Genomic DNA, 24791 nt, shown 5'->3' on the forward strand with positions numbered 1-24791 from the left:
GGCTCGCCTTGTCGCAGCCATGCTCTTCATCCTGGCGCTTCCGTTGGCGGCCTTCGCAGCGGATCTGCCGGCGCTCACGGGCCGCGTCGTCGACGATGCGGGCATTATCGACGCCTCGACCAAGGCGGCGCTGACGCAAAAACTCGCCGACTTCGAGACAAAGGGTTCCGACCAGATCGTCGTCGCCACCATCCCCAGCCTCGACGGCGAGGAAATCGAACCCTACGCCAACCGGCTGTTCCGCTTCTGGAAACTTGGCCAGGCCAAGGAGAACAACGGCGTCCTGCTGCTGGTCGCGCCGAACGATCGCAAGATGCGCATCGAGGTCGGCTACGGGCTGGAAGGCACGCTGACCGACCTGCACACCAAGCTGATCATCGAAAACGACATGGTGCCGGCATTCCGTGCCGGCGACTTCTCCGGCGGCATCTCCAAGGCCGTGGACGACATGGTCATGGTGCTGGAAGGCAACCCGGAGGAGCTGGAAGCGCGCGGCAAGCGCAACCAGGAGGCGCCGTTCAATTCCGACAACCTGTTCTTCGCCATCTTCATCAGCATCTGGGCGATCATCTTCTTCGGCAGCATCGCCGCCTCCATCCTGCCGCCGATCTTTGGCCAGAAGCTCGGGCCAGGCCGCTATCGCTGGCTTGGCATGACCTTCGAGCCCGGACGGCGCTCCTCATCCGGGGGCGGCTGGTCCTCGGGGAGCTCAGGCGGCGGCTGGTCTTCGGGTGGCGGCGGTGGCGGCTTTTCCGGCGGCGGCGGTTCGTCCGGCGGTGGTGGCTCCTCGGGAAGCTGGTGACGGCATGACGACACGCACCGTCAGCACGCCGAGGCCTGGTTTCCTTAGCCCGGCGATCCACGCTGTCCTGACGACCCTGGCGTTGCTGATCTTCTGCTTCGCGCTTTCCGCCGCCGAGCTGCCTGCCCTGACCGGCCGCGTCGTCGACGATGCGGGCATCATCGACGCCTCGACCAAGGCGGCGCTGACTCAAAAACTCGCCGACTTCGAGACAAAGGGCTCCGACCAGATCGTCGTCGCCACCATCCCCAGCCTCGACGGCGAGGAAATCGAACCCTACGCCAACCGGCTGTTCCGCTTCTGGAAACTCGGCCAGGCCAAGGAGAACAACGGCGTCCTGCTGCTGGTCGCGCCGAACGATCGCAAGATGCGCATCGAGGTCGGCTACGGGCTGGAAGGCACGCTGACCGACCTGCACACCAAGCTGATCATCGAAAACGACATGGTGCCGGCATTCCGTGCCGGCGACTTCTCCGGCGGCATCTCCAAGGCCGTGGACGACATGGTCATGGTGCTGGAAGGCAACCCGGAGGAGCTGGAAGCGCGCGGCAAGCGCAACCCCGCCGACAACAGCACTCCCATCGATCCCATCGTCGCGGTGTTCCTGATCCTTTGGGCGACGATGTTCCTCGGCGGCCTGGCGATGGCATTCCTGCCGCCGATGTTCGGCACGAAATTGTCGCCGGGCGTGTATAGATGGCTGGGCATGACGTTCCGTTACGGCCGGGGACCAAGCGGATCGTCCTCGGGCTCCAGCGGCTGGACAACGGGTTCGTCGGGCGGCGGCTGGTCGTCGGGAAGCTCCGGCTGGTCGTCCGGGTCGAGCAGCGGCGGCGGGTTTTCGGGCGGCGGTGGCTCGTCCGGTGGTGGCGGTTCTTCAGGAAGCTGGTGAGACAATGGCAACACGACCGATCAGCCCGCAGGATCATGAGCGTATCGCCGATGCGATCCGCGCCGCCGAGGCCAAGACCGACGGCGAGATCTACTGCGTCGTGGCGCATGCCAGCGACGGCTATTTCGCCCCCGCCGCCCAGATGGCGACGCTTGGCATGCTGGTCGTCAGCCTTGCCGTAGCCTACGGGCTGGAGGCATGGTGGCTCACCATCCGCCTGCCGCATTTTGTCATCGCCCAGCTCTTGGCGCTGGCCTGCGTGCTGGCCTTGCTGTGGGTGTTGCCTGGCCTGCGCATCCACATGGTGCCACGGCGGCTGCGCTATCAGGCGGCGCACGCCAATGCGATCAAGCAGTTCCTTGCCCGCAACGTCCATCGCACCACGGCGCGCACCGGCGTGCTGATCTTCGTCTCGATCGCCGAGCGCTACGCGGAGGTGGTCGCCGATTCGGGCATCGACGCCAAGGTCGGCCAGCATGTCTGGGACGGCGTGGTGCGCGACCTCACGGCGCACGCCGGCGACGACCGGCTTGCCGACGGTTTCGTCAAGGCGATCGAGCAGGTGGGGGCGGTGCTGGCCGAACATTTCCCGGTCACCCCGGGCGATACCAACGAGCTGGACGACCATCTGGTCGAAATCTGAAAGGCCTGCCTGCAAACGCGACCTTGCCGATCCGGCCTGTTTGCGGACATGCGTTGCCCCACGGCAGCGGTGTCCGCATCGGTTGTGAGAAAGCGATCGACGGGCCGCCCGGACTCTTGCAATCGGGCCATGCGGGTTTATGGTTAACAAATCATGAATACGCTGACGATCGACATCCGGAAAGCCGACCCGCGCGATGCAGGCGCCATCGCCGAGGTGCATCTGGAAGCCTGGCGCGGCGCCTATTCCGGCATTATCCCACACCGCACGCTAACATCGATGATCAACCGCCGCGGCGCCGACTGGTGGGCGAATGCGATTCGCCGCGCCGCCACCGTTCTGGTGGTTGAAATCGGCGGCACGATCGCCGGCTATGCGACGATCGGCAAGAACCGTGCCCGCGAGCTCAAGCAGCAAGGCGAGATCTACGAATTGTACCTGCGCCCGGAATATCAGGGCATCGGTCTCGGCCGTCGCCTGTTTTCGGCAGCCAGGGCGCGTCTTGCCGACCATGGCCTGAAAGGCATGGTGGTGTGGGCGCTGGAGGATAACCAGAACGCGTTGGCCTTCTATGCCGGCGCCGGTGGCCGCGATATCGCCGAGGGTGTCGAAATCTTCGAGCAGAAGGCGCTGAAGAAGGTCGCTTTCGTCTGGGAGTGACTGCCCGGGGATGATTGCGGCAAGCCAAGCCGGTGCGCGGTTCGTATCGCCCGCCAAATCACGGCACTGAAACATCTTGTGCCGATGATTGAACGCGCCGGATGCCGGCGCGTCCCGCCTGACCTTCGTGAACACCATTCGCCGCATTGCACCATTCCGCGCCGCCCGCTATCTCCTCCCAATCGAGAGAGGGACAAAGCCATGCGCATTGAAGCCATAGCCATCGGAAAGAATCCGCCTGAGGACATCAACGTCATCATCGAAGTGCCGATCGGCGGCGAGCCGATCAAGTATGAGATGGACAAGGAGGCCGGCACGTTGTTCGTCGACCGCTTCCTGCACACCTCGATGCGCTACCCCGGCAATTACGGCTTCGTGCCGCACACGCTGTCGGGTGACGGCGATCCGATCGACGTGCTGGTCTGCAACACGCGCGCGCTGGTGCCGGGCTGCGTCATCAATGTCAGGCCGATCGGCGTGCTGGTGATGGAAGACAATGCCGGTCAGGATGAAAAAGTCATCGCGGTGCCGTCGCCGAAGCTGACTCTGCGCTACGAGAACGTCACCGAATACACGCATCTGCCCGACATCACGCGCCAGCAGGTGCAGCACTTCTTCGAGCACTACAAGGATCTCGAGCCCGGCAAATGGGTCAAGATCGAAGGCTGGCACGATTCCAAATATGCCAAGCAGATGATCGTCGAGGCGATCGAACGGGCGAAGAAGAGCAAGTAGGCGACTCGGCTTTCGTCATCCCAGGACGGAGCAGCCGCGAAGCGGCGTCGTGTAGCCCCTGGTATCCATGCCGTGATTTCTGCGCAGTGCCCGGCGGTCCCCGGGGTCTGCGCCGTATCGCTGCGCTCCGGAATGACGAAGTGACGGGCGCTGCGGCCAATCTCCAACGTGCCTAATTATCCACCCGGCCGAAGGGCGGCACATTGCCGATGGCGGTGTGCCGGTCCTTGCCGCAGGCAAAGGTGCGCGCCTTTTCGTCGGCGAGTTTTCGTGCCTGGTCGTTGGCTTGCGGGTTACCGGTGGCGAGGACAAGGCCGATCGTGCAGCTTTCCCGCGCATCCATCTGGCCGACCTTGGCGACGAGCAGGACGTCGATCGACTTGTTCCCGTCCTCGCCATTGCTGATCGTGCGGCGGTGGATGACCGCGAAGGGCACGGCCTTGTCGCCATTGGTTTCGATGCGCCATTCGACCTTGGCTCCGGATGAATTGAAGCCTGAAAAACTCTCCCATGCGGACGTCATGTCGCCGCCCGGCGGAAAACCGTAAAACAGCGATTCGCGGGCGTCGTCATAGGCGATCAGCACGGGATAGCCGCGGTAGCCGGAGCAGGCGAGATCGGCCCAGTCGCCATCGCCTTCTCCGGCTTGTGCGTAGGTCACGCAGTCCTTCTTCCAGTCGAGGTCGGTGTAGGCGCTGGAAATGTCGCCGGCCAAGGCTGCCCGGCAGAGACCGGCTAGGGCAAACGGGATCAGAACGGCACGCATGACGGACACCTCCGGTTCGGGCCGGACCAGCGTACCGCCAATCGCTATTTCTTCAAGCTCGCTTCGATCAGCAGATCGGCGTTGCGGGCAACCGACTGCGCGGGGCCGCCGAGCCCGAACAACTGGCCGCTGATATAGGCGCCCTCGATCAAGAGCAGCAGCCCGTCGCCCAGCGTATCGGCGTCGCCGGCGCCCATCGCTGCGGCCATGGCGCGCAGGCGGCGGCGCAGTTCCTGCTTGTTGCCTTCACTCACCACGCGCGCCGGATGGCCGCGCTCGGGATATTCGACCGCCGCGTTGGTCATGCCGCAACCGCGATATTCCGGCATCTGCGTGCGTTTGCCGATGCGGGTCAGGAAGGCTCCGATCTGCGCCCGTGGATCGCCGGGATGGGCGTTGACCGCCTCGTCGAAACGCCCCCAGAACTCGAGGTCGTACCGCCTGAGATAGGAAGCGGCCAATTCGTCCTTGGACGGGAAACTGCGATAGAGGCTGGGCTTGGTGACGCCGGCGCGCCTGACGATCTCGTCGACGCCGATCGCCCTGATGCCGCGCCGGTAGAACAGGTCATACGCCACGTCGAGGATCTTCTTGGCGGCCTTCGGCGGCGCCGGTGCGTTACCGTCGCTGATCGTCAGTTCAATATTTTTGTCGGTTGGCATCATGGGACTCGATTGACAATGTTACCGATCGGTACGTATACATGCTCCCTTCTTGCAACGTACCGGTCAGTAACATGGTAGCTCAATCCCGTCCGTTTGGCCAGCGCTACGCTTTCGTCGTGGTCGGTGTCATCTTCCTCTGCCTGCTGATCGCGGCCGGCCTGCGGTCCGCGCCCGCCGTCATGATGCTGCCGCTGGAAAACAGTTTTGGCTGGCGGCGCGACGTCATCTCGCTGGCGGCCGGCGTCGGCATCCTGCTCTATGGCCTGACTGGTCCGTTCGCCGCCGCGCTGATGGAGCGGATCGGGCTGCGCCGCACGCTGATCGCGTCGCTGGTGGTGATGTCGGGCTCGACGGCGCTCAGCCTGCTGATGACCGAACCCTGGCATCTGTTCATCACCTGGGGTGTCTTCTCGGGTATCGGCTCGGGCGCTGTCGCCAGCGTGCTCGGCGCCACTATCGTCAACCGCTGGTTCAAGACCAATCGCGGCCTGGTCATGGGCTTGATGTCGGCCTCAAGTGCAACCGGCCTGCTGGTGTTCTTGCCGCTGCTTGCCTCGCTGGCGCAATCCGGCGGCTGGAAGCCGGTCGCCATCGCGGTCGCGATCGCCACCGCCTGTCTTCTGCCGCTGGTCTGGCTGCTGGTGCCGGAGCGCCCGGCCTCGATCGGCATGGTGCGCTATGGCGCCGAGGCCGATGACGTGCCGCCGGTCTCGCCCGCATCGCAAGGCAATTTCCTGGCGCATACGCTGAACACGCTGCGCCGCGCCGCCGGCACGAGGGTGTTCTGGTACCTGTTCGCCACTTTCTTCGTCTGCGGCTTCACCACCAACGGGCTGGTCGGCACGCATCTGATCGCCTTCTGCGGCGATATGGGCATCGGCGAGGTGCAGGCCGCGGGCCTGTTGTCTATGATGGGTATTTTCGACCTGATCGGCACGACGCTGTCGGGCTGGCTCACCGACCGCTTCGACCCGCGCAAGCTGCTCGGCGTCTACTACGCCATCCGTGGCCTGTCGCTGATCTACCTGCCCTATTCCGGCTTCTCGGCCACCAGCCTGATCATTTTCGCCGTGCTCTACGGTCTCGACTGGATCGCAACCGTGCCGCCGACGCTGCGGCTCGCCAACGAGGCGTTCGGCGACCGCAGCGGTCCGATCGTGTTCGGCTGGATCGTTGCCGGACATCAGGTCGGCGCCGCGGCCGCGGCCGCCTTTGGCGGCACCATGCGCGAACTGCAGGGCAATTACGAACTGGCCTTCCTCATCGCCGGCATGACGGCTATCGCGGCGGCCTGTATCTCGCTGCTGATCAACACCAGCCGGCCGGCATTCGACCCGGAACCGCAGGCAGCTTGAGGTGGTGAGGCCTTATAATCTCCCCACTCGAGGGGAGATGTCGCCGAAGGCGACAGAGGGGTGCTGGCGCGTGAAGCGCTGACGTCCCGCGCCTGCGAAAATGAGTTGAGCCCGGTCGAACCGACCCCCCCTCTGGCCTGCCGGCCATCTCCCCCTCAAGGAGGGGAGACTGGCAGCTTAGACCCCGCCAGTTCCGCGATGAGGATTCTAATCCGGGTAGCAGACCATTGGAATGTTCGGCCAGACGGCGGTGTCGCAGTTGGCGGCGTCCTGGCGCTGCTTGAAGGCGGCGGTGACCGGGCCGGTCACCACCGGATCGACGCCGTCGGGTGCATCGGCGAAGACCTGTTCGGCCGGCGCATTGGACGGCAAGGCCGGCCGTGCCTCCTTAAGCGTCGCGGCCGACTGCGCGGCATTGGCCGCCAGCAACATGGCAAAGGCCGCGGATGCGATGAGCGGCCAAAAACGATTGAGTTTATCGGTCATGATGGTCGAACTGTCCGGGTCCTGAAAGGTTCCCGCCTTGGTTAACAAAATCATCTCACACGCAGATGCTTAAGATTTGATGAGTATTTGGTGTCGCGCGTCCTCTTTCGCAAATGCGAAAAACCCTGTATGAGCCGCGCAACCGAAAGAGGCGGCGCCTTTGGCCTGCTGCCTGCAACGCTCCCGAGACCAGAACATGAAACTCCGTAATATCGCGATTATCGCGCACGTCGACCATGGAAAGACAACCCTTGTCGACCAGCTTTTGAAGCAGTCCGGCTCCTTCCGTGACAATCAGCGCGTCGCCGAGCGCGCCATGGATTCCAACGACCTCGAAAAGGAACGCGGCATCACCATCCTGGCCAAGGCGACCTCGGTCGACTGGAAGGATACCCGCATCAACATCGTCGACACCCCCGGCCACGCCGATTTCGGCGGCGAGGTCGAGCGCATCCTGTCGATGGTGGATTCGGCCATCGTGCTGGTCGATGCCGCCGAGGGTCCGATGCCGCAGACCAAGTTCGTCGTCGGCAAGGCGCTGAAGGTCGGGCTGAAGCCGATCGTCGTCATCAACAAGATCGACCGCCCGGACGCTCGTCATGTCGAGGTGGTCAACGAGGTGTTCGACCTGTTCGCCGCGCTCGACGCCACCGACGAGCAACTCGACTTCCCGATCCTCTATGGTTCGGGCCGTGATGGCTGGGTTTCGGAAAATCCGGAAGGCCCGAAGGACCAGCAGCTGGCGCCGCTGTTCGACCTCATCGTCAAGCATGTGCCGGCGCCGACCGTTCATCCCGGCCCGTTCCGCATGATCGGCACCATCCTGGAGGCCAACCCCTTCCTCGGCCGCATCATCACCGGCCGCATTGAATCCGGCACGCTGAAGGCCAACCAGGCGGTCAAGGTGCTGCACCATGACGGCACCCAGATCGAAACCGGCCGCATCTCGAAGATCCTGGCTTTCCGCGGCCTCGAGCGCCAGCCGATCGAGGAAGCCCAGGCGGGCGACATCGTCGCCATCGCGGGCCTGTCGAAGGGCACCGTCGCCGACACGTTCTGCGACCTGGCGGTTACCGAGGCGCTGCATGCGCAGCCGATCGATCCGCCGACCGTGACCATGTCGTTCCTCGTCAATGACAGCCCGCTCGCCGGAACCGAAGGCGACAAGGTGACCAGCCGCGTCATCCGCGACCGCCTGCTGCGCGAGGCCGAAGGCAATGTCGCGCTCAAGATCGAGGAATCGCCCGACAAGGATTCGTTCTTCGTCTCCGGCCGTGGCGAATTGCAGCTCGCCGTGCTGATCGAGACCATGCGCCGCGAAGGCTTCGAGATCGCCGTGTCGCGTCCGCGCGTCGTCATGCAGAAGGGCGAGAACGGCGAATTGCTGGAGCCGGTCGAGGAAGTCGTCATCGACGTCGACGAGGAGCATGCCGGCGTCGTCGTGCAGAAGATGTCGGAGCGCAAGGCCGAGATGGTCGAGTTGCGCCCGTCGGGCGGCAATCGCCAGCGCATCGTGTTCCACGCGCCGACGCGCGGCCTGATCGGCTACCAGTCGGAACTGTTGACCGATACGCGCGGCACCGCCGTGATGAACCGGCTGTTCCATGCCTACGAGCCCTACAAGGGCGAATTGCCAGGCCGCACCAACGGCGTGCTGATCTCCAACGAGCAGGGCGAATCGGTCGCCTACGCCATGTGGAACCTGGAAGACCGCGGCCCTATGGTCATCGACCCGGGCGTCAAGGTCTATCAGGGCATGATCATCGGCATCCACTCCCGCGACAACGACCTCGAAGTGAACGTTCTGAAGGGCAAGAAGCTGACCAACATCCGTGCCGCCGGCAAGGATGAGGCGGTCAAGCTCACCCCGCCGATCCGCATGACGCTCGAACGCGCGCTGGCCTGGATCCAGGACGACGAGCTGGTCGAGGTGACGCCGAAGACCATCCGCCTGCGCAAGCTCTATCTCGATCCGAACGAGCGCAAGCGCTTCGAGAAGTCGGCCAAGGCGGTCGGCGCGGCGTAAATTTTTCTCCAGACGATTTCTGAGAGGGGCGGAGCATCACATGCTCCGCCCCTCTCTCGTTCATCCGCCGGCCGCGCTGATGATCGCTTCGTGGTCCGGCTCGCCGGCCAGGTCGACGCGGATCGTCATTCCCTGGCGGGCCGGCTTGCGCAAGGCCTTGGCTCCGTCCGGATCGATGACCAGCAGGCGCCGCTCCTCCAGCGCCTGAAGCCGCGAGCGCGAGATACCGAGTTCGCCGGCGAGCAGACGATCGAGCCGGAGCGATGTCGGCATTTCCAGCCCGAGCCGCAGTTCCAGGATCGCCGGGCTTTCCCTGGTATCGCCGAGCAACCGCTTGCGGACGGCGACATCGGCAAACTCCTCGACACGCCCCACCCGGTTGCGCAAGGCGACGATGTCGAAGGCATGGCGCCGCGCCAGCCCCGGGTCGTTGCTTTCGAGTGCCTGCAGCAGTGCGGGTTCGATGTCGCGGCGGTTGCAGCGTTCGAAAATGCCGAAATTCCAGGAATTGTCGCAATCGACGCAGCGGTAGATCAGCCACACGTCGATGCGCTTGCCATTGGCGTTGACGCGGAATTTGCCGCTGCAGCGATAGGCCTTCACGCCGCCGCAGCGATTGCAGTTGATGAGCGGTTGAGGTGCGATTGCGGGCGTGATCGCCCAGTGGATACGTACAGCGGAAGACATGCCGATAAGCCCTTCCCGTCGGGAAGTTCATCAGGTCGGCAATGTCGAGATGCCCATGCGGGCGCGGCGTGGCGGTAGGCTGCGGAGATGGTGAAGTCAGGTGTCGCCGGCGGAAAGCGCGCGACAGCGGTTCAGCAGTGCCAAACCGGTCTCGAACCGCCGCCCAGAAGAACACATGAACATGAAACAGGCACCACGGATGCGGTGCCATGCGAGTGTGTCGGGGGAGTTGACGAGACCGGCGGTTACTGAGGCAAAGTGAAGCTCGAAATTGTTTCGCGGCGGCTCTTCTAGCGGCGTGACGCCGCGCCGACAAGCGTCTTTTTCGTCGGTGCTACCGCAGGTCGACCGCATGCGCTAGTGTCAGGCTTAAGAGCTTGTCAGACAGAGATATTGGCCATGCATCTTACCTCGTTGCTGATTTTCGCCGCCGCCTTGTTCGTCGCCGCCGGTTCGCCCGGTCCGTCGATCGCCGCACTCGTGGCGCGTGTCATCGCGAAGGGCTTTCGCGACGTGTTTCCGTTCCTGCTCGCCATGTGGATCGGCGAGGGCATCTGGCTGTCGCTGGCGGTGTTCGGGCTGGCCGTGGTGGCACAGACCTTTCACTTCGCCTTTGTCGTGGTGAAATGGGCCGGTGTCGCCTATCTCGCTTACCTAGCCTGGAAGATGTGGACGGCGCCCGTCGACGCGAAAGAGGGCGAGATGCCGCGCGAGGATTCGCCGGCGAAGCTGTTTTTCGCGGGCATGGCGGTGACGCTCGGCAACCCCAAGATCATGATGTTCTACCTGGCGCTGCTGCCGACCATCATCGACCTGGCATCGGTCAGCATTGTCGGCTGGGTTGAGTTGACGGCGACCATGGCGGTGGTCCTGATCGCCATCGACCTTGCCTGGGTGCTTGCCGCATCGCAGGCGCGCAAGCTCCTGAAGAGCAAGCGCGCCATGAAGATCGCCAACCGCGTCAGCGCCACCACGATGGCCGGTGCCGCCGCGGCGATCGCGGCACGATCCTGAGGCGAGGCGTCAGCCCATCATATTGATGATGGGGGCGATCTCGACATTGCAGTTCGGCATGGCCAGCATCGGGCAGCCCTTGGCCTTCTCGGCGGCATCGTCGATATCCCTGGCCTCGATGATCGAGTAGCCGCCGGTCGGGTTGCTGCCGCCATTGTTTTCTATCTTGCCACCCGGCATGACGGTCTTCGACATGCCGACCGGATTGCCAGGGTCGACAACAGCCGAACCAAGCTTTCCAAACCAGCCTGTCCAGGCGTCGGTCATCGCCTTTCGCTCGGCTTCACTCGTCGGCATCTTGCCGGAGCCGTGATAGACATAGAGAAACTTCGCCATGTTCTCCTCCCTTGATGAGCGGCATCGAACCGGCACGCGGTCATGCCGCCTGCCGATCATCGGACCAAACCGGCAAACAAGCAACGAGAATGAGGGATGCCTAATGTAAGGCGTGGTTGGGCTGCTGCCGAGCCTCACCGTGCCATGGCGTGGTATTCGTCGTTCGGCCGCATGTCGATCGCCGCTGCCACGCGGTTCGACATGTTGAAGAAGGCCGAAGTCGAGGCGATGTCCCAGATGTCGCGGTCGCTGAAGCCGGCCTGACGCAAAGCCGCCCTATCGGCCTCGACGATTTTTGCCGGCTCCTCGGTCAGCTTGACCGCGAATTCGAGCATGGCGGTCTGCCTCGGCGAAAGAGCGGCGGCGCGGAAATTCATCACCATCATCTCGCCGAGCGCCGGGTCGCCGGACAGCTGGCGCACCGCCGCGCCATGCGCGGTCAGGCAGTAATAGCAATGATTGATCGAGGAGACCGCGACCGCGATCATCTCGCGCTCCAGCTTCGACAGGCCCGAATCACCCAGCATCAGATCGTTGTACATGTCGGTGAAGGCGCGCAGCTTCTTGTCGTCGAAGGCGTAGGCCTTGAGCACGTTCGGAACCAGGCCGAGCTTCTCCTCGCATTTGGCGAAATAGGCCTTTGTCGGTTCGCTCAGTTCCCTTGAATCGAGATCAAGCGCGGTGATCTTGCCGGTCATGGTCATTTTCTCCTCTTCGGGCGCGGCCTTGCCGCGGAATTCCGATAATTCTCGGCAAGCCGTCAAACCTTTGTCGCCAAACAGCGGTCATCTGCTACGATAGTCGTAAAAGCATTCGACGGGAGGCAATAGCGTCATGGCCAGCGTGAAATCCGCAGCGAAGCCGAAGAAAAAAACCACATCAGCGACAAAAACCGAGGAAAGGCCTGCCCGGCTCGCCGATTACCTGCTCGCGCGCGCGCCCGCCGAAGACATCGCCGCCTATGACGTGGCCGACCTCGAACGCGCCGCCGACCTCGCCGGCCAGGCGGTCGCCAGGCACAAGAAGGGCGCGTGCGTTGTTGCCGTCGAGGCCGATTCGGGCGTCGTTCGCGAAGGCCGGCCGGTGACGGTCATTACCGTCGTCAACGACAACATGCCGTTCCTGTTCGATTCCATCCTCGGCGAGGTTACCGAGACGTCGGGTGAGCCGACATTGGTCACCCACCCGGTCATCACCGTGCGTCACGGCAAGCGCGGTGTCGAGGAAATTCTGGGAGACGGCAATTTCGCCAAGGACGACGGCAATCACGACCGGCTGAGCGTCATCCACGTCCATATCCCGCGGCTGACGGCGGACGCGGCAAACGCCTTGACCGAGCGGTTGCGCAAGATGCTTGGCCAGGTCCACGCCGCCGTCAACGACTGGAAGCCGATGCTGGCCCGGCTCGACCAGGCGATCTCCGAGTTTCGCTATTCGCCGGTGCCGCTCGACAAGAAGAGCGTGGCCGAGGCGATCGCCTTCCTGGAATGGCTGCGCGACGACAATTTTACTTTCCTCGGCATGCGCGAGTTCAAATACACCGGCGGCGAGGAAAGCGGCAATCTGGAGCGCGCCGACAAGCCCGGCCTCGGCATCCTCAGCGATCCCGACGTGCTGGTGCTGAGGCGCGGCACCGAAGCGGTGACGACAACGCCCGAGATTCGCGCCTTCCTGCATGGGCCGGAGCCGCTGATCGTCACCAAGGCCAATGCCAAGTCTTCCGTGCACCGGCGCATCTATCTCGATTACATCGGCGTCAAGACCTACACGGCCAAGGGCGTGTTGTCGGGTGAACTGCGCATCGTCGGCCTGTTCACCTCGACCGCCTACACGCGGTCGGTGATGAAGATCCCGTATCTCCGGTCAAAGGCCGAGACCATCATCGCCAAGTCCGGCTTCGACCGGCATGACCACTCCGGCAAGGCGCTGATCAACGTGCTGGAAAGCTATCCGCGCGACGAACTGTTCCAGGTGCCGGTGCCGATCCTGCGCAAGCACGCCGCGGCCATTCTGGGGCTGATCGAGCGGCCGCGCGTTCGGGCGCTGGTGCGCGCCGACCAGTTCGACCGCTTCGTCTCGATTCTCGTCTTCGTGCCGCGCGACCGCTACGACAGCGTCGTGCGCGAGAAGATCGGCGCCTATCTCAAGACCGTGTTCGAGGGCCGGCTGTCGGCCTATTACCCGGCCTTCCCCGAAGGCGGTCTGGCGCGCGTGCACTTCATCATCGGCCGCTCAGGCGGCAAGACGCCGAAAGTCGAGCAGGCGACGATCGAGGCGGCGATCCGCGACATCGTGCGCACCTGGGAGGATGCCCTTTCCGACGCGGCGGACGCCGATGGCGGCGACCAGGCGTTGAAGGCCATCGCCGCAAGGCTGCCGGAAAGTTATCGCGACTCCTTCAGCGCGGCGGTGGCGCTGGTCGATGCCGGGCGCATCGCCAGGATCAGCGCCGACAATCCGATCGCCATCGACTACTACCGCCATGCCGAGCAGAAGCCGCATCAGGCGGCGCTGAAGATCTATCACCATGGCAGCCCGGTGGCGCTGTCGCGGCGGGTGCCGGTGCTGGAAAACATCGGCTTCCGCGTCATCAGCGAGCGCACCTTCGAGGTCGGCGACGACCAGTCCGGCTTGGTCTTCATCCACGACATGGAGCTGGAGAACAGCTACGGCAAGCCGATCGACCTTACCGATGGCGGCGCGCTGTTCGAGGATGCGTTCCTGTCGGTGTGGCGCGGCGATGTCGACAATGACGGTTATAACGGCCTCGCCCAGACAGCCGGCCTGTGGTCCGGTGAAATCACCATCCTGCGCGCCTATGGCCGCTATCTGCAGCAGGTCGGCATTCCGCAAAGCCAGGATTTCATCGCTGCCGCCCTCAATCGGTATCCCGAGATCGCGCGCGGCCTGCATGCGCTGTTCATTGCCCGGCTTGGCCCCACGGCCGAGGGCGAAGGGGTGGTGGCGGCAAAGCATCTCAAGGCCAAGATCAAGGATGCGCTGGAGGATGTGCCCAACATCGATGACGACACCATCATCCGCCGCTATCTCAACCTGATCGAAGCCTCGTTGCGCACCAATCATTTCGTTGCCGATACGAAGCAGAAAGGCCAGTCCCTGGCGATCAAGCTCGAGTCGCAGGCGGTCGAAGGGCTACCGGCGCCACGGCCGTGGCGCGAGATCTTCGTCTACGGGTCGGAGGTCGAGGGCCTGCACCTGCGCTTTGGCCCGGTGGCGCGTGGCGGCCTGCGCTGGTCGGACCGTGCCCAGGACTATCGCACCGAGGTGCTCGGCCTGGTCAAGGCGCAACAGGTCAAGAATGCCGTCATCGTGCCGGTGGGCGCCAAGGGCGGTTTCTTCCCCAAGCGCCTGCCGGCGGGCGGCAGCCGCGACGCGATCTTCGAGGCGGGCACCTCCGCCTACAAGAATTTCGTCTCCAGCCTGCTGTCGATCACCGACAATATCGGGCTGGACGGTGTCATTCCGCCAGCGGGTGTCGTGCGCCGCGACCAGGACGACCCCTATTTCGTCGTCGCCGCCGACAAGGGCACGGCGACCTTCTCCGACACCGCCAACGCCATCTCCGAGAAGCACGGCTTCTGGCTCGACGATGCCTTCGCCAGCGGCGGCTCGGCGGGCTATGACCACAAGAAGATGGGCATCACCGCCAAGGGTGCCTGGGAAGCGGTCAAGCGGCATTTCCGCGAGATGAACCGCGACATCCAGACATCGCCTTTCACCGCCGTCGGTGTCGGCGACATGTCGGGCGACGTGTTCGGCAACGGCATGCTTCTGTCCCCGAAAACCAGGCTGATCGCCGCCTTCGATCACCGCGATATCTTCATCGACCCCGATCCGGACATGGCGGCCTCGATGGCCGAGCGCGAGCGCATGTTCGCGCTGCCGCGCTCGAGCTGGCAGGACTATGACAAGAGCAAGCTGTCGGAAGGCGGTATCATCGTCTCGCGCAATCAGAAGTCGATCACCTTGCCGGCCGCGGCGGCGGCGGCAATCGGCCTCGGCAAGACGACCGCCACGCCGGTCGAGATCATGACCGCCATCCTGAAGGCGCCGGTCGATCTCCTGTGGTTCGGCGGCATCGGCACCTACTTGAGGGCATCCACCGAAACCAACGCCGAGGTCGGCGACCGCGCCAACGACGCCATCCGCATCACGGCGCTCGACGTGCGTGCCAAGGTGATCGGGGAGGGCGCCAATCTCGGCGTCACGCAGCGGGCGCGCATCGAGTTCGGCATGAATGGCGGCCGCTGCAATTCCGACGCCATCGACAATTCGGGCGGCGTCAACTGCTCCGATGTCGAGGTCAACATCAAGATCGCGCTGGCGTCGGCCATGCGCAAGGGATCGCTGACGCGCCCTGCACGCAACAAGCTGCTGGCCGAGATGACCGAAGAGGTCGGCGGGCTGGTGCTGTCCAACAACTATCAGCAGACGCTGGCGCTTTCGATCGCCCGCAAGCGCGGCCTCGCCGACATCGCGCACCAGGCCCGGTTCATGTCGGCGCTCGAAGCGCGCGGCCTGCTCGACCGTGCCGTGGAAACACTGCCGTCACCGGCGGCCCTTGCCGAGCGCGAAGCACGTGGCGAGCCGCTGACCAGGGCCGAGCTCGGCGTGCTGCTCGCCTATGCCAAGATCGTGCTGTTCTCCGACATCGTCGCTAGCGACGTGCCCGACGACGCGCATTTCGACCGCGATCTGATGGGCTATTTCCCGGACCGGATGGCGAAGAAATACGCGGCCGAGATACATGGCCACCGACTGCGCCGCGAAATCATCGCCCGCGTCGTCGCCAACGACCTCGTCAATCGCGGCGGCCCTTCCTTCGTCAACCGGCTGCAGGAGGCCACGGGGCGCACCGCCGCCGACGTGGTGCGCACTTTCGCCGTGGTGCGTGACGGCTTTGCGCTGCCGGTGCTCTATCGCGAGATCGACGCGCTCGACAACCAGATCGACGGCCAGGTGCAGCTCGATCTCTACCAGATGGTCAGCCGGCTGATCTACGTGACCAGCGGCTGGTATCTCAAGAACGATACCGGCATGGCACCCCTTGGCCAGCGCATCGCGGAACTGCAGGAGGCGCGCAGGGCGCTGGAGCCGAAGCTCGTTTCGCTGCTGCCGGCGTTTTCGCGCGAACGCATCGAGGAGAAACGGCACGGGCTGTTCAAGGCCGGCACGCCTGAGCGGCTGGCCGAACAGCTGGCGCTGAGTGAGGTGGCGGAACTCGTCCCCGACATCGCGCTGACCGCGCGGATGGCAAATGCCGACATCGTCGCCGCGGCAAGGGCGTTCTTTGCCGTCAGCGATGCCTTCCGGATTCCCCGCGTCGAGGATGCCGCGCGCTCGATCACGCCTTCGGACTACTATGATCAGCTTGCGCTTTCGCGCGCTACCGACACGATTGGTGCGGCGCGTCGCGGCATTGCGGTCGCGGCACTCACCGGTCATGCCAAGGCGGGGGATCCGGTCGCTGCATGGCTGGAAGCCGGCGGCGAACGCGTGGCGCGCATACGCGAGCGGCTGCAGGCGCTGACCGAGGGCGGCGACATCACCGTGTCGCGGCTGTCGGTCGCGTCAGGGCTGATGAGCGACCTGACGGGGATGTGAGCAGGTTCGTTTCGCAAGCTGGCGCCGCCCCTCATCCGGCTGCCGCCACCTTCTCCCCGTGTAGTGACGGGGAGAAGGGAACAGGGCGCAAGGCCGGCGCCCATTCCGCGACGTAGACAATTGGTGAAATCCGCCGCAACAGCCTCTTTCTCCCCGTCACTATACGGGGAGAAATGCCCGGCAGGGCAATGAAGGGCGGCGCGACGCTTGTCATTTGCATGAGCATCGGAAAAAATGCAGACATGGCGCCCGACGCGAGCGGGCCAAAGGAATCATCATGGCGGTAGAGACTGTGCAGCGTGCGTCCGGACGCGGCATCTGGGGATGGATGTTCTTCGACTGGGCGGCGCAGCCGTTCTTCACGGTCGTCACCACCTTCATCTTCGGCCCCTATTTCGTTTCGCGCATGGCTGGCGATCCCAACACCGGCCAGGCGGTCTGGGGCTACGGCATCGCGGCGGCCGGGCTGGTCATTGCCGTGCTGTCGCCGGTCCTCGGCTCGATCGCCGACCAGACCGGTCCGCGCAAGCCATGGATCGCTTTCTTCGCCGCGATCAAGATCACCAGTCTCGCCTTGCTCTGGTTCGCCGCGCCGGGCTCGAACCTGTTCCTGATCGTGGCGCTGTTTTCGCTGGCATCGGTGGCGGCGGAATTCTCCACCGTGTTCAACGATTCGATGATGCCGCGGCTGGTGCCGAAGAGCGAGATCGGCCGCATCTCCAACACCGCCTGGGGCCTCGGCTATCTCGGCGGCATGATCGCGCTGATCTTCGTCGTCACCTGTCTCGCCGGCTCGCCGGAGACCGGCAAGACGATCATCGGCATCAACCCGCTTTTCGGGCTCGACCCGAAGCTTGGCGAGGATGCGCGCGCCACCGGGCCGCTGTCGGCCGGCTGGTACTTCCTGTTCATCCTGCCGATGTTCTTCTTCACGCCGGATGCCATCAAGGGCATTCCGATCGGGCCAGCGGTGCGTGAAGGCCTGTCGGAGCTGAAATCGACGCTGGCCGAGGTACGCAAGCGCGGCGGCATCTTCCGCTTCCTCGTCGCCCGCATGATCTACCAGGACGGCGTCAACGCCTTGCTGGCGCTTGGCGGCACCTTCGCGGCGGGCATGTTCCACTGGTCGATCACCGAGATCGGCATGTTCGGCATCATCCTCAATGTCGTCGCCATCTTCGGCTGCTGGATCGCGGCCCGGCTCGACACCGCGCTCGGCTCCAAGGCGGTGGTGATGATTTCACTGGTGATGCTGTCCGTCGCCACCATCGGTGTCGTCTCGACCGGTCCTGGCTTCACCTTGCTCGGCCTGATCCAGCTCCCGACCACCGACTCAGGTGGCCTGTTCGGCACGGCCGCCGAAAAGGCCTACATCATGTATGGCCTGCTGATCGGGCTGGCCTTCGGTCCGGTGCAGGCGTCGTCGCGTTCCTACATGGCGCGCAGCGTCACGGCGGCGGAATCCGGCCGCTATTTCGGCATCTACGCACTGGCCGGACGAGCGACCAGTTTCCTGGCGCCGTTCCTGGTGGCGACCATCACCGCGCTGAGCGACTCGGCGCGGCTTGGCATGGCGGTGATCATCCTGTTCCTCGGCATCGGCATGGCGATACTGGTTCGCACGCCATATCCGGCGGACCGGACGGCGGAATAGCGCTTTACCCTCCCCGTCGAGGGGAGGGTAAACGCGCTCAGTGCCTGAAATGCCTGACCCCTGTGAACACCATGGCGATGCCATGTTCATCGGCCGCGGCGATGACGTCGTCATCGCGCATCGAGCCACCCGGCTGGATCACCGCCGTGGCGCCGGCTTCGATCGCCGAGAGCAGGCCGTCGGCGAAGGGGAAGAACGCGTCGGAGGCGACCACCGAGCCCTTGGTCAGCGGTTCGGCCGAGCCTGCCGCCTCGGCCGCGTCGAGCGCCTTGCGGGCGGCGATGCGTGAGGAATCGACCCGGCTCATCTGGCCGGCGCCGATGCCGACGGTGGCGCCGTCCTTGGCATAGACGATGGCATTCGACTTGACGTGCTTGGCGACGCGGAAGGCAAATTTGAGGTCGGCCATTTCGGCCGGCGTCGGTGCCCGCTTCGTCACCACCTTCAGCTCGAGGTCGTCGACCACGGCATTGTCCCGACCCTGAACGAGCAGGCCGCCGGAGACGGACTTGACCGTCGTGCCGGGCGAGCGCGGGTCGGGCAGGCCGCCGGTGACCAGCAGGCGCAGGTTCTTCTTGGCAGCGACGATCGCCGCCGCTTCGTCGGTGGCGTCGGGCGCGATGATCACTTCGGTGAAGGTTTTCACGATTTCCTCCGCCGCCTCGGCGTCGAGGGTGCGGTTCACGGCGACGATGCCGCCGAAGGCAGAGACCGGATCGCAGGCAAGCGCCTTGGCATAGGCTGCCTTCAGCGAGGCGGCCTCGGCGACGCCGCAAGGGTTGGCGTGCTTGATGATGGCGACGGCGGCGGAGCGGGCCGGATCGAACTCGCCGGCGAGTTCGAAAGCTGCGTCGGTGTCGTTGATGTTGTTGTAGGACAGCTGCTTGCCCTGCAGCTGTCGTGCCGTGGCGACGCCGGGACGCTTGTCGCCATTGACATAGAAGCCGGCGCCCTGGTGCGGGTTTTCGCCGTAGCGCATCACCTCGGCCAGTCTGCCGCCGAAGGCGCGCCAGGTCGGATGCTCGATCTCCAGCGCCTCGGCGAACCAGCCGGAAATCGCCGCGTCATAGCTGGCGGTGCGGGCAAAGGCCTTGGCCGCCAGCTTCTTGCGAAAATCCAGCGACAGCGAGCCGATATTCATCTCCAGAGCGTTGAGCACCGAAGCGTAATCGCCGGGATCGGTGACGATGGCGACATAGGCATGGTTCTTGGCCGAGGCGCGGATCATCGCCGGGCCGCCAATGTCGATGTTCTCGACGATCGCGGCGTAGTCGGCGCCGGAGCGGCGGACTTCCTCGAACGGATAGAGATTGGAGACGACGAGGTCGATCGGCTCGATGCCGTATTTGCGCATAGCCATGGCGTGCTCGGGGTCGTCGCGCACGCCAAGCAGCGCGCCATGCACCGACGGGTGCAAGGTCTTGACGCGGCCGTCCATGATCTCGGGAAACCCGGTGAGCTCGGAGACGTCGCGCACCGCCATGCCGGCTTCGGCGATCGCCTTGGCGGTGCCGCCGGTCGAGACCAGCTCGACACCGGCCGCCGCCAATGCCCTGGCGAAGTCGATGAGGCCGGTCTTGTCGAAAACCGAAAGCAGGGCGCGGCGCACGGGGACGAGGTCCGGGGCGGGAATGTTCTTGGCGGCGACGGCCATGGCTGGCGGCCTTTCACGGCTGGAGGGGCAAGCCCGCGCCGTAGCACATGACATCAGGAAATCAAGCGGCAAGCCAGCGCTGCGCACTTTTCGGCGTCACGCTCCAGCGGCGGCCGGCACGATCAATTGTTTTCCGGATAGCCGGCGATGCTGGTGCGCGTCAGCTGCCAGTGGACTTCGGACACTTCGGAGGCCTTGAAGGCAAGCACGATCTGCCGGCTGCGGCGCGGGCCGCCAAGACCGGCGAAATAGATCGATTCCTCGACCTCCGGCACCACTTCGCTTGACGTGAACACCCAGCTGTCGGCCTGGTCGGCGGTCAGTACCAGGCGGTCGTGCTCGTCCTGCAGCAGATTGATGTCGGGATGGACATGGAAGCGCACGGTGATGAAGTCGCGGCCATTGTTGCGGATCGAGGCATTGCCGGGCTTCTGGAACCGGTCCCTGCCGGCCAGTACATTGCCGTTCGTCGACAGTTTCAGCTCACGCTCGTGCAGGAAGCCGAACCGCTGGATATAGCCGTCATGGCGGGCGATGAAGCCCTGGACGCCCTTCTGGTCGATGCGCTTGCACGGCACATGCTGCGGGCCGCCGATCAGCGGCGAACCGAGCAGGTCGTTGACGCGCAGCGAATGGCTGAAGCGAGCCGACGAGGTGTCGTTTATGGTGGCGGTCGAGTGCGCGGCCGTGGCGCGCGCCAGCGGCCGGAATTCGGCGGCGCCATAGGTATCGATGCCGGCATTGACGATATAATGCTGGCGGCCGGACGACAGTTCGAAGGCGAGACAGCCCGCGTGCGCGGCGTTGGAGACGTCGACCGGCGGCGGCAGGCCGGTGTCGGCAATGACCGTGACGCCGCCCATCGACAGCCGCTCATAGCCCGAATGCGGCGCGTGCAGCAGGGGTGCGCCGGCGGTGTCGTCATGGCGCAGGATGGTGGCGATGCGGTCATGGATGGTGGCGCCCATGCCGTTGAAGCGCGCGAGGCTGCCATCCTGGTGGCGGAAGAAGCGCAGCGCCGGCAGCATGCGGTCGATGGCGCCGATCAGTGCCTGCGGCGGGGTTTCGGCCTGGTTGGCGTAGGTCTGGCGCAGCGGCAAAAGGTCGGCGAGGATTTCCAGCACCGCCATCGGATTGCGCGAGATATGGCCGCCATCGGCGAGGATCTGGCGGTTGAGCTCCTCGGCGAGGTTGCGGGTTGCGCCGCGCAGCGCCGAAGCCGGCGCCGGCAGCGAAAGAGCGGCGAAGGCGAGCGCGATGCGGGCGCGCAGCCGGTCCTTGCCGTCGGGCATTTCGCGCGCCATCGACCTGAGATAGCGGATCTGGACGGCCAGCGATTTCAGGAAAGCGCGGTAGAAGGGAAATTCGGCTCCCTGCAGCACGACGGAGGAATGCTGCAGCCAGGCGATGATGCGCTTGGCCGTGGTGCCGGGCTCCCAGGCGACACCGGCAATGTTGTTGCCATGCATGGCGATCCAGTCGGACACCAGGGCACGCGCATTGGCGGCGGCAAGCTCGGTACCGGCGGCGCGCATGTGCCGCAGCCAGCGAAACCCGTGCAGCGTCTTTTGCCAGCCGCGGTTGGGCACGTTGATCTGGAAAGGCGACTTGCCGCCGGTTTCGACCAGATGCCCCGACAAGGGATAACGGCCGTAATAGATCTCAAGCGCGATCTGCGGGTCGGCGAGGCGCAGGTCCGGTGGCGCGATCAGGACACGTTCGGGCGTGCGGCCGGAATAGCGCCAGCGATAAATCGGCCCGGCACGCAGGCGCCGGCGCGTTTTGCGCCAGAACTCCTTCGCGACCAGCGTCCACAGACGCGTCGTGTTGCCGGCAGCAAGTGCCAAAAGCCCTCCTGGTCGTCCTCTACCCCAGCACCAAGTTTACATGATTGAACGACTCGTGCGAAGGCGAATTCCTGGGATCGGGACCGTTTCACCGGGTTTTGTCCCATCCCTTCCCTAAAAAAGTCAGCAAATCCGGATGCTTACATATTCAGCCAGCGCGCCGCATGCGGGCTGCGAAGAAGCCATCCAGGCCGGAGCGCTCCGGCGCGCCGAGATCGAGGTCGGCTGGCGTGGTGCGCAGCGTGCCTTGTTTCGTCAGGAACGAATCGATGCTGGCGATCTCGCCCTGATGCAGCGGATCGTCGACGACATCCGGCGATCGCTTGAGGAAAGCGCGATAAAGATCCTCGCCTTCGAGCGGGTCGAGCGAACAGTTGGAAAAGACGATCCTGCCACCGGGCTTGACCAGGGTGACGGCACGGGTGAGCAGCCTGCGTTGCAGGTCGGCGAGCTTTTCGACATCGGCCATGGTCTTGGTCCACGGCACGTCGGGGTGGCGGCGCACCGTGCCGGTCGACGAACAGGGCGCGTCAAGGAGCACGGCGTCGAACAGCTCCGCCGGTTCGTATTCGAGCAGGTCGGCCTGGACGATGTCGGCCGAGAGGCCGAGGCGATCGAGATTCTGCGCCAGCCGCGCCAGCCGGTTCTTCGAGGTGTCGATGGCGGTGACCCTGGCGCCGGCCAGGATCAACTGGGCGGTCTTGCCGCCGGGCGCCGCGCAGAGATCGGCCACACGCAATCCCCTGGCATCGCCGAACAGTTTTGCCGGCAGACTGGCCGCCGCGTCCTGTACCCACCAGGCGCCTTCGGCGAAACCCGGCAGGTCGGTGACCGCGCCGACAAGGTTTTCCACGCGCACCGTGCCGGTCGGCAGCACGATCCCACCAAGCCTTTCGGCCCACAGTTCGGGATCGGCCTTGACCGAGAAATCGACGGGCGCCTCATGGCGATGCGCCGCCAGGATCTGTCGGGTCTTGTCCGCGCCATAAGCGGCCTGCAGGCGGTCGGAAAACCATTTCGGCGCTTCGTCCGTGGCGGCAAGGGCGGCCGGCAGTTCGGTTTCCTTGGCTCTAGCCAGCGTGCGCAGCACGCCATTGACCAGGCCGGAAAAACGCTGCGTGCGCGGATCGGACTTGGCGTGGGTGACCGCGAGGTCGACGGCGGCGCTGTCGGGAATGTCGAGGAACAGGATCTGCGCCGCCGCCACATGCAGTATGTGCGACAAAGCGGTGGCATTGGGCGGCAGCGGCTTTTCCAGGCGCCTTGCCAGCAACCCGGTGATGGTCATGCGGTAGCGCAGCGCGGTGACCAGGATGGCGCGCACCAGGCCACGGTCACGCAGGTCGAGCGCCCTGTATTGCGGATGGCCGTTTTCGTGGTCGGTCAAGCCGTCGAGCGGCGTCCTTGCGTCGATGACGGCGGCAAGCAGCCGTGCCGCCGCCTTGCGGGCGGCTAGACCGGCGACGAATTCGCCGCCGTTGTGGTCCTGATCGCCTGAGCCTGTGCGCCGAGGTGTTCTGCCTGCCACGCTCACGACCACCGGCCTTTGGGCCCGGTCGGGTTGCGACCCCATGGATTGGGTTTCGGCCTGGCCGGTTCAGCCGGCGGTTCGGCAGCGGCCGGCCTGCCCCAGGGGCCGGCCGACTGCTGTTCGTCGGCTGGCGATGGAACCGGCGCCTGACGCTGGGTGGTGCGTACCGCACCGTCGCCCATCCCGCGCGCCATCTCCTGCAACGCGGCGATGCGGTTCTCGGTGCTCGGGTGGGTGGAGAACAGATTGTCCATGCGCTCGCCATGCAGGGGATTGATGATGAAGAGATGCGCCATCGCCGGATTGCGCTCCGCATCGGGGTTGGGAATGCGTTCGGCGCCGCGGGCGATCTTGTCAAGCGCGGATGCCAGCCAGAGCGGGTGTCCACAGATTTCGGCGCCGCGCCGGTCGGCCTCGTATTCGCGTGTGCGGCTGACCGCCATCTGCACGATCATGGCGGCGAAGGGCGCCACGATCATCGCCGCCAGCACACCGACAAAGCCGAACGGGTTGTTGTTGTCGCGATTGCCGCCGAGGAAAAACGCGAAATTGCCCAGCATCGAGATCGCGCCGGCAAAGGTGGCGACGATGGTCATGGTCAGCGTGTCGCGGTGCTGGACATGGGCGAGCTCGTGCGCCATGACCGCCGCGACCTCCTCATGGGTCAGCCGCTGCAACAGGCCGGTCGAGGCGGCGACCGCCGCGTTCTGCGGGTTGCGGCCGGTGGCGAAGGCGTTCGGCTGCGGATTGTCGATCAGATAGGTCCTGGGCATCGGCAGCCCGGCCTGCTTGGCCAGCGCCTGGACGATGGCGTAATATTCCGGTGCGTTCTTCTCGTCGACCTCGACGGCACGGTTCATCGACAGCACCATCTTGTCGGCGTTCCAGTAGCTGAACAGATTGGTGCCGGCGGCGATCAGCAGCGCGATCATCATGCCGCCCGAACCGCCGATCAGGAAGCCGACGCCCATGAACAGAGCCGTCATCGCGGCAAGAAGCATGGCGGTGCGGATAGTGTTCATCGTCTGCTCCTGTCGTGATGGCAAAAAGAGGTCGATCGTCCTGGGTTCATGGCTATATGATGGGAAAGACCTGCCGCTGTTTCAATCCGCGGGGAATATCGCATGACCGACGAAACCAGTAAAACGCCCGCCGAAACCGATGGCGACGCCTTGCCGAAGGAGCTGACGCCGGCCGCACGGCGGGCACTGGCCGAGGCCGAGGCCCGGCGCACCGAATATCGCGAGAAAGAAGCCGCCCTGCCGAAGGAGATCGGCGGCCGTGGCGGCAAGGAACCTGGCCGCTATGGCGACTGGGAGGTCAAGGGCCTGACCAGCGACTTCTAGGGTGCGTTGATATTCAGGTGAGGCCGACCTGCAAACGGCGGCTTCCTGCGCTTCCGGTGCTCACGTA

Annotated in this window: 21 protein-coding genes; 11 read left to right on the plus strand and 10 right to left on the minus strand. The window is 64.9% G+C overall.

Annotated elements, in window-relative coordinates:
• The first annotated feature begins 19 nt into the window (after positions 1-19).
• From EB230_RS06195 to ppa, 5 genes are all read left to right on the plus strand, one after another.
• Positions 20-802, plus strand: coding sequence for a YgcG family protein (locus EB230_RS06195; RefSeq protein WP_065005492.1), 783 nt, complete (start codon positions 20-22; stop codon positions 800-802).
• A gap of 4 nt (positions 803-806) precedes the next feature.
• Positions 807-1694: a YgcG family protein gene (locus tag EB230_RS06200; RefSeq protein WP_172371832.1), complete on the plus strand. Its 888-nt coding sequence runs from the start codon at positions 807-809 to the stop codon at positions 1692-1694.
• Between the two features lie 4 nt (positions 1695-1698).
• Positions 1699-2337 (plus strand): TPM domain-containing protein, encoded by a 639-nt coding sequence (locus EB230_RS06205; protein ID WP_172371833.1) that lies wholly within the window; start codon positions 1699-1701, stop codon positions 2335-2337.
• 153 nt (positions 2338-2490) lie between these two features.
• The gene (locus EB230_RS06210) at positions 2491-2997 is read left to right on the plus strand and encodes a GNAT family N-acetyltransferase (protein WP_056575000.1); all 507 of its coding nucleotides are present in this window, start codon (positions 2491-2493) and stop codon (positions 2995-2997) included.
• Positions 2998-3198: 201 nt separating this feature from the next.
• On the plus strand, positions 3199-3732 hold the full coding sequence (gene ppa / locus EB230_RS06215; RefSeq protein ID WP_172371834.1) for an inorganic diphosphatase: 534 nt from the start codon (positions 3199-3201) through the stop codon (positions 3730-3732).
• A gap of 172 nt (positions 3733-3904) precedes the next feature.
• On the opposite strand, the gene EB230_RS06220 is transcribed toward ppa, so the two are convergent.
• Both EB230_RS06220 and EB230_RS06225 read right to left on the minus strand, forming a co-directional pair.
• Positions 3905-4498 (minus strand): hypothetical protein, encoded by a 594-nt coding sequence (locus EB230_RS06220; protein WP_172371835.1) that lies wholly within the window; start codon positions 4496-4498, stop codon positions 3905-3907.
• Between the two features lie 44 nt (positions 4499-4542).
• Positions 4543-5160, minus strand: coding sequence for a TetR/AcrR family transcriptional regulator (locus EB230_RS06225; protein ID WP_172371837.1), 618 nt, complete (start codon positions 5158-5160; stop codon positions 4543-4545).
• A 74-nt stretch (positions 5161-5234) separates the two neighbouring features.
• Between EB230_RS06225 and EB230_RS06230 the strand changes: the two genes are divergently transcribed.
• The gene (locus tag EB230_RS06230; protein ID WP_056575005.1) at positions 5235-6518 is read left to right on the plus strand and encodes an MFS transporter; all 1284 of its coding nucleotides are present in this window, start codon (positions 5235-5237) and stop codon (positions 6516-6518) included.
• 207 nt (positions 6519-6725) lie between these two features.
• Here EB230_RS06230 and EB230_RS06235 read toward each other — a convergent pair whose 3' ends face one another.
• A complete protein-coding gene (locus tag EB230_RS06235; RefSeq protein WP_244494121.1) occupies positions 6726-7004 on the minus strand; it encodes a hypothetical protein in 279 nt (92 codons plus the stop codon).
• Positions 7005-7200: 196 nt separating this feature from the next.
• On the opposite strand from EB230_RS06235, the gene typA reads away from it, so the two are divergent.
• Complete coding sequence (typA, locus tag EB230_RS06240) at positions 7201-9030, plus strand: translational GTPase TypA (protein WP_056575012.1); 1830 nt, start codon at positions 7201-7203, stop codon at positions 9028-9030.
• 60 nt (positions 9031-9090) lie between these two features.
• Here the strand turns inward: typA and EB230_RS06245 are convergent, their stop codons facing one another.
• Positions 9091-9717, minus strand: coding sequence for a DUF1062 domain-containing protein (locus EB230_RS06245; protein WP_172371841.1), 627 nt, complete (start codon positions 9715-9717; stop codon positions 9091-9093).
• A 399-nt stretch (positions 9718-10116) separates the two neighbouring features.
• Between EB230_RS06245 and EB230_RS06250 the strand changes: the two genes are divergently transcribed.
• On the plus strand, positions 10117-10731 hold the full coding sequence (locus EB230_RS06250) for a LysE family translocator (protein ID WP_056575019.1): 615 nt from the start codon (positions 10117-10119) through the stop codon (positions 10729-10731).
• A 9-nt stretch (positions 10732-10740) separates the two neighbouring features.
• On the opposite strand, the gene EB230_RS06255 is transcribed toward EB230_RS06250, so the two are convergent.
• Complete coding sequence (locus tag EB230_RS06255) at positions 10741-11067, minus strand: YciI family protein (RefSeq protein ID WP_056575027.1); 327 nt, start codon at positions 11065-11067, stop codon at positions 10741-10743.
• Positions 11068-11201: 134 nt separating this feature from the next.
• Entirely contained in the window at positions 11202-11765 is a 564-nt protein-coding gene (locus EB230_RS06260) for a peroxidase-related enzyme (RefSeq protein WP_172371843.1), read from the minus strand.
• 136 nt (positions 11766-11901) lie between these two features.
• Here EB230_RS06260 and EB230_RS06265 point away from each other — a divergent pair, with 136 nt between their 5' ends.
• Both EB230_RS06265 and EB230_RS06270 read left to right on the plus strand, forming a co-directional pair.
• Positions 11902-16692, plus strand: coding sequence for an NAD-glutamate dehydrogenase (locus EB230_RS06265; RefSeq protein ID WP_056575030.1), 4791 nt, complete (start codon positions 11902-11904; stop codon positions 16690-16692).
• A gap of 277 nt (positions 16693-16969) precedes the next feature.
• A complete protein-coding gene (locus EB230_RS06270; protein WP_172371845.1) occupies positions 16970-18346 on the plus strand; it encodes an MFS transporter in 1377 nt (458 codons plus the stop codon).
• Between the two features lie 37 nt (positions 18347-18383).
• Here the strand turns inward: EB230_RS06270 and purH are convergent, their stop codons facing one another.
• From purH to htpX, 4 genes are all read right to left on the minus strand, one after another.
• The gene (gene purH, locus EB230_RS06275; RefSeq protein ID WP_172371847.1) at positions 18384-20000 is read right to left on the minus strand and encodes a bifunctional phosphoribosylaminoimidazolecarboxamide formyltransferase/IMP cyclohydrolase; all 1617 of its coding nucleotides are present in this window, start codon (positions 19998-20000) and stop codon (positions 18384-18386) included.
• 122 nt (positions 20001-20122) lie between these two features.
• On the minus strand, positions 20123-21847 hold the full coding sequence (locus EB230_RS06280) for a heparinase II/III family protein (RefSeq protein ID WP_172371849.1): 1725 nt from the start codon (positions 21845-21847) through the stop codon (positions 20123-20125).
• Positions 21848-21995: 148 nt separating this feature from the next.
• Positions 21996-23381, minus strand: a complete 1386-nt coding sequence (locus tag EB230_RS06285; RefSeq protein WP_172371851.1) for an RsmB/NOP family class I SAM-dependent RNA methyltransferase — start codon at positions 23379-23381, stop codon at positions 21996-21998.
• Entirely contained in the window at positions 23378-24400 is a 1023-nt protein-coding gene (htpX, locus tag EB230_RS06290) for a zinc metalloprotease HtpX (RefSeq protein WP_056575039.1), read from the minus strand. The genes EB230_RS06285 and htpX overlap by 4 nt, the downstream gene beginning before the upstream one ends.
• A gap of 102 nt (positions 24401-24502) precedes the next feature.
• Between htpX and EB230_RS06295 the strand changes: the two genes are divergently transcribed.
• Positions 24503-24724, plus strand: coding sequence for a DUF1674 domain-containing protein (locus EB230_RS06295; RefSeq protein WP_056575042.1), 222 nt, complete (start codon positions 24503-24505; stop codon positions 24722-24724).
• Positions 24725-24791: the final 67 nt, after the last annotated feature.

This window comes from Mesorhizobium sp. NZP2234 (genome assembly GCF_013170765.1).
Lineage (GTDB): Bacteria > Pseudomonadota > Alphaproteobacteria > Rhizobiales > Rhizobiaceae > Mesorhizobium > Mesorhizobium loti_D.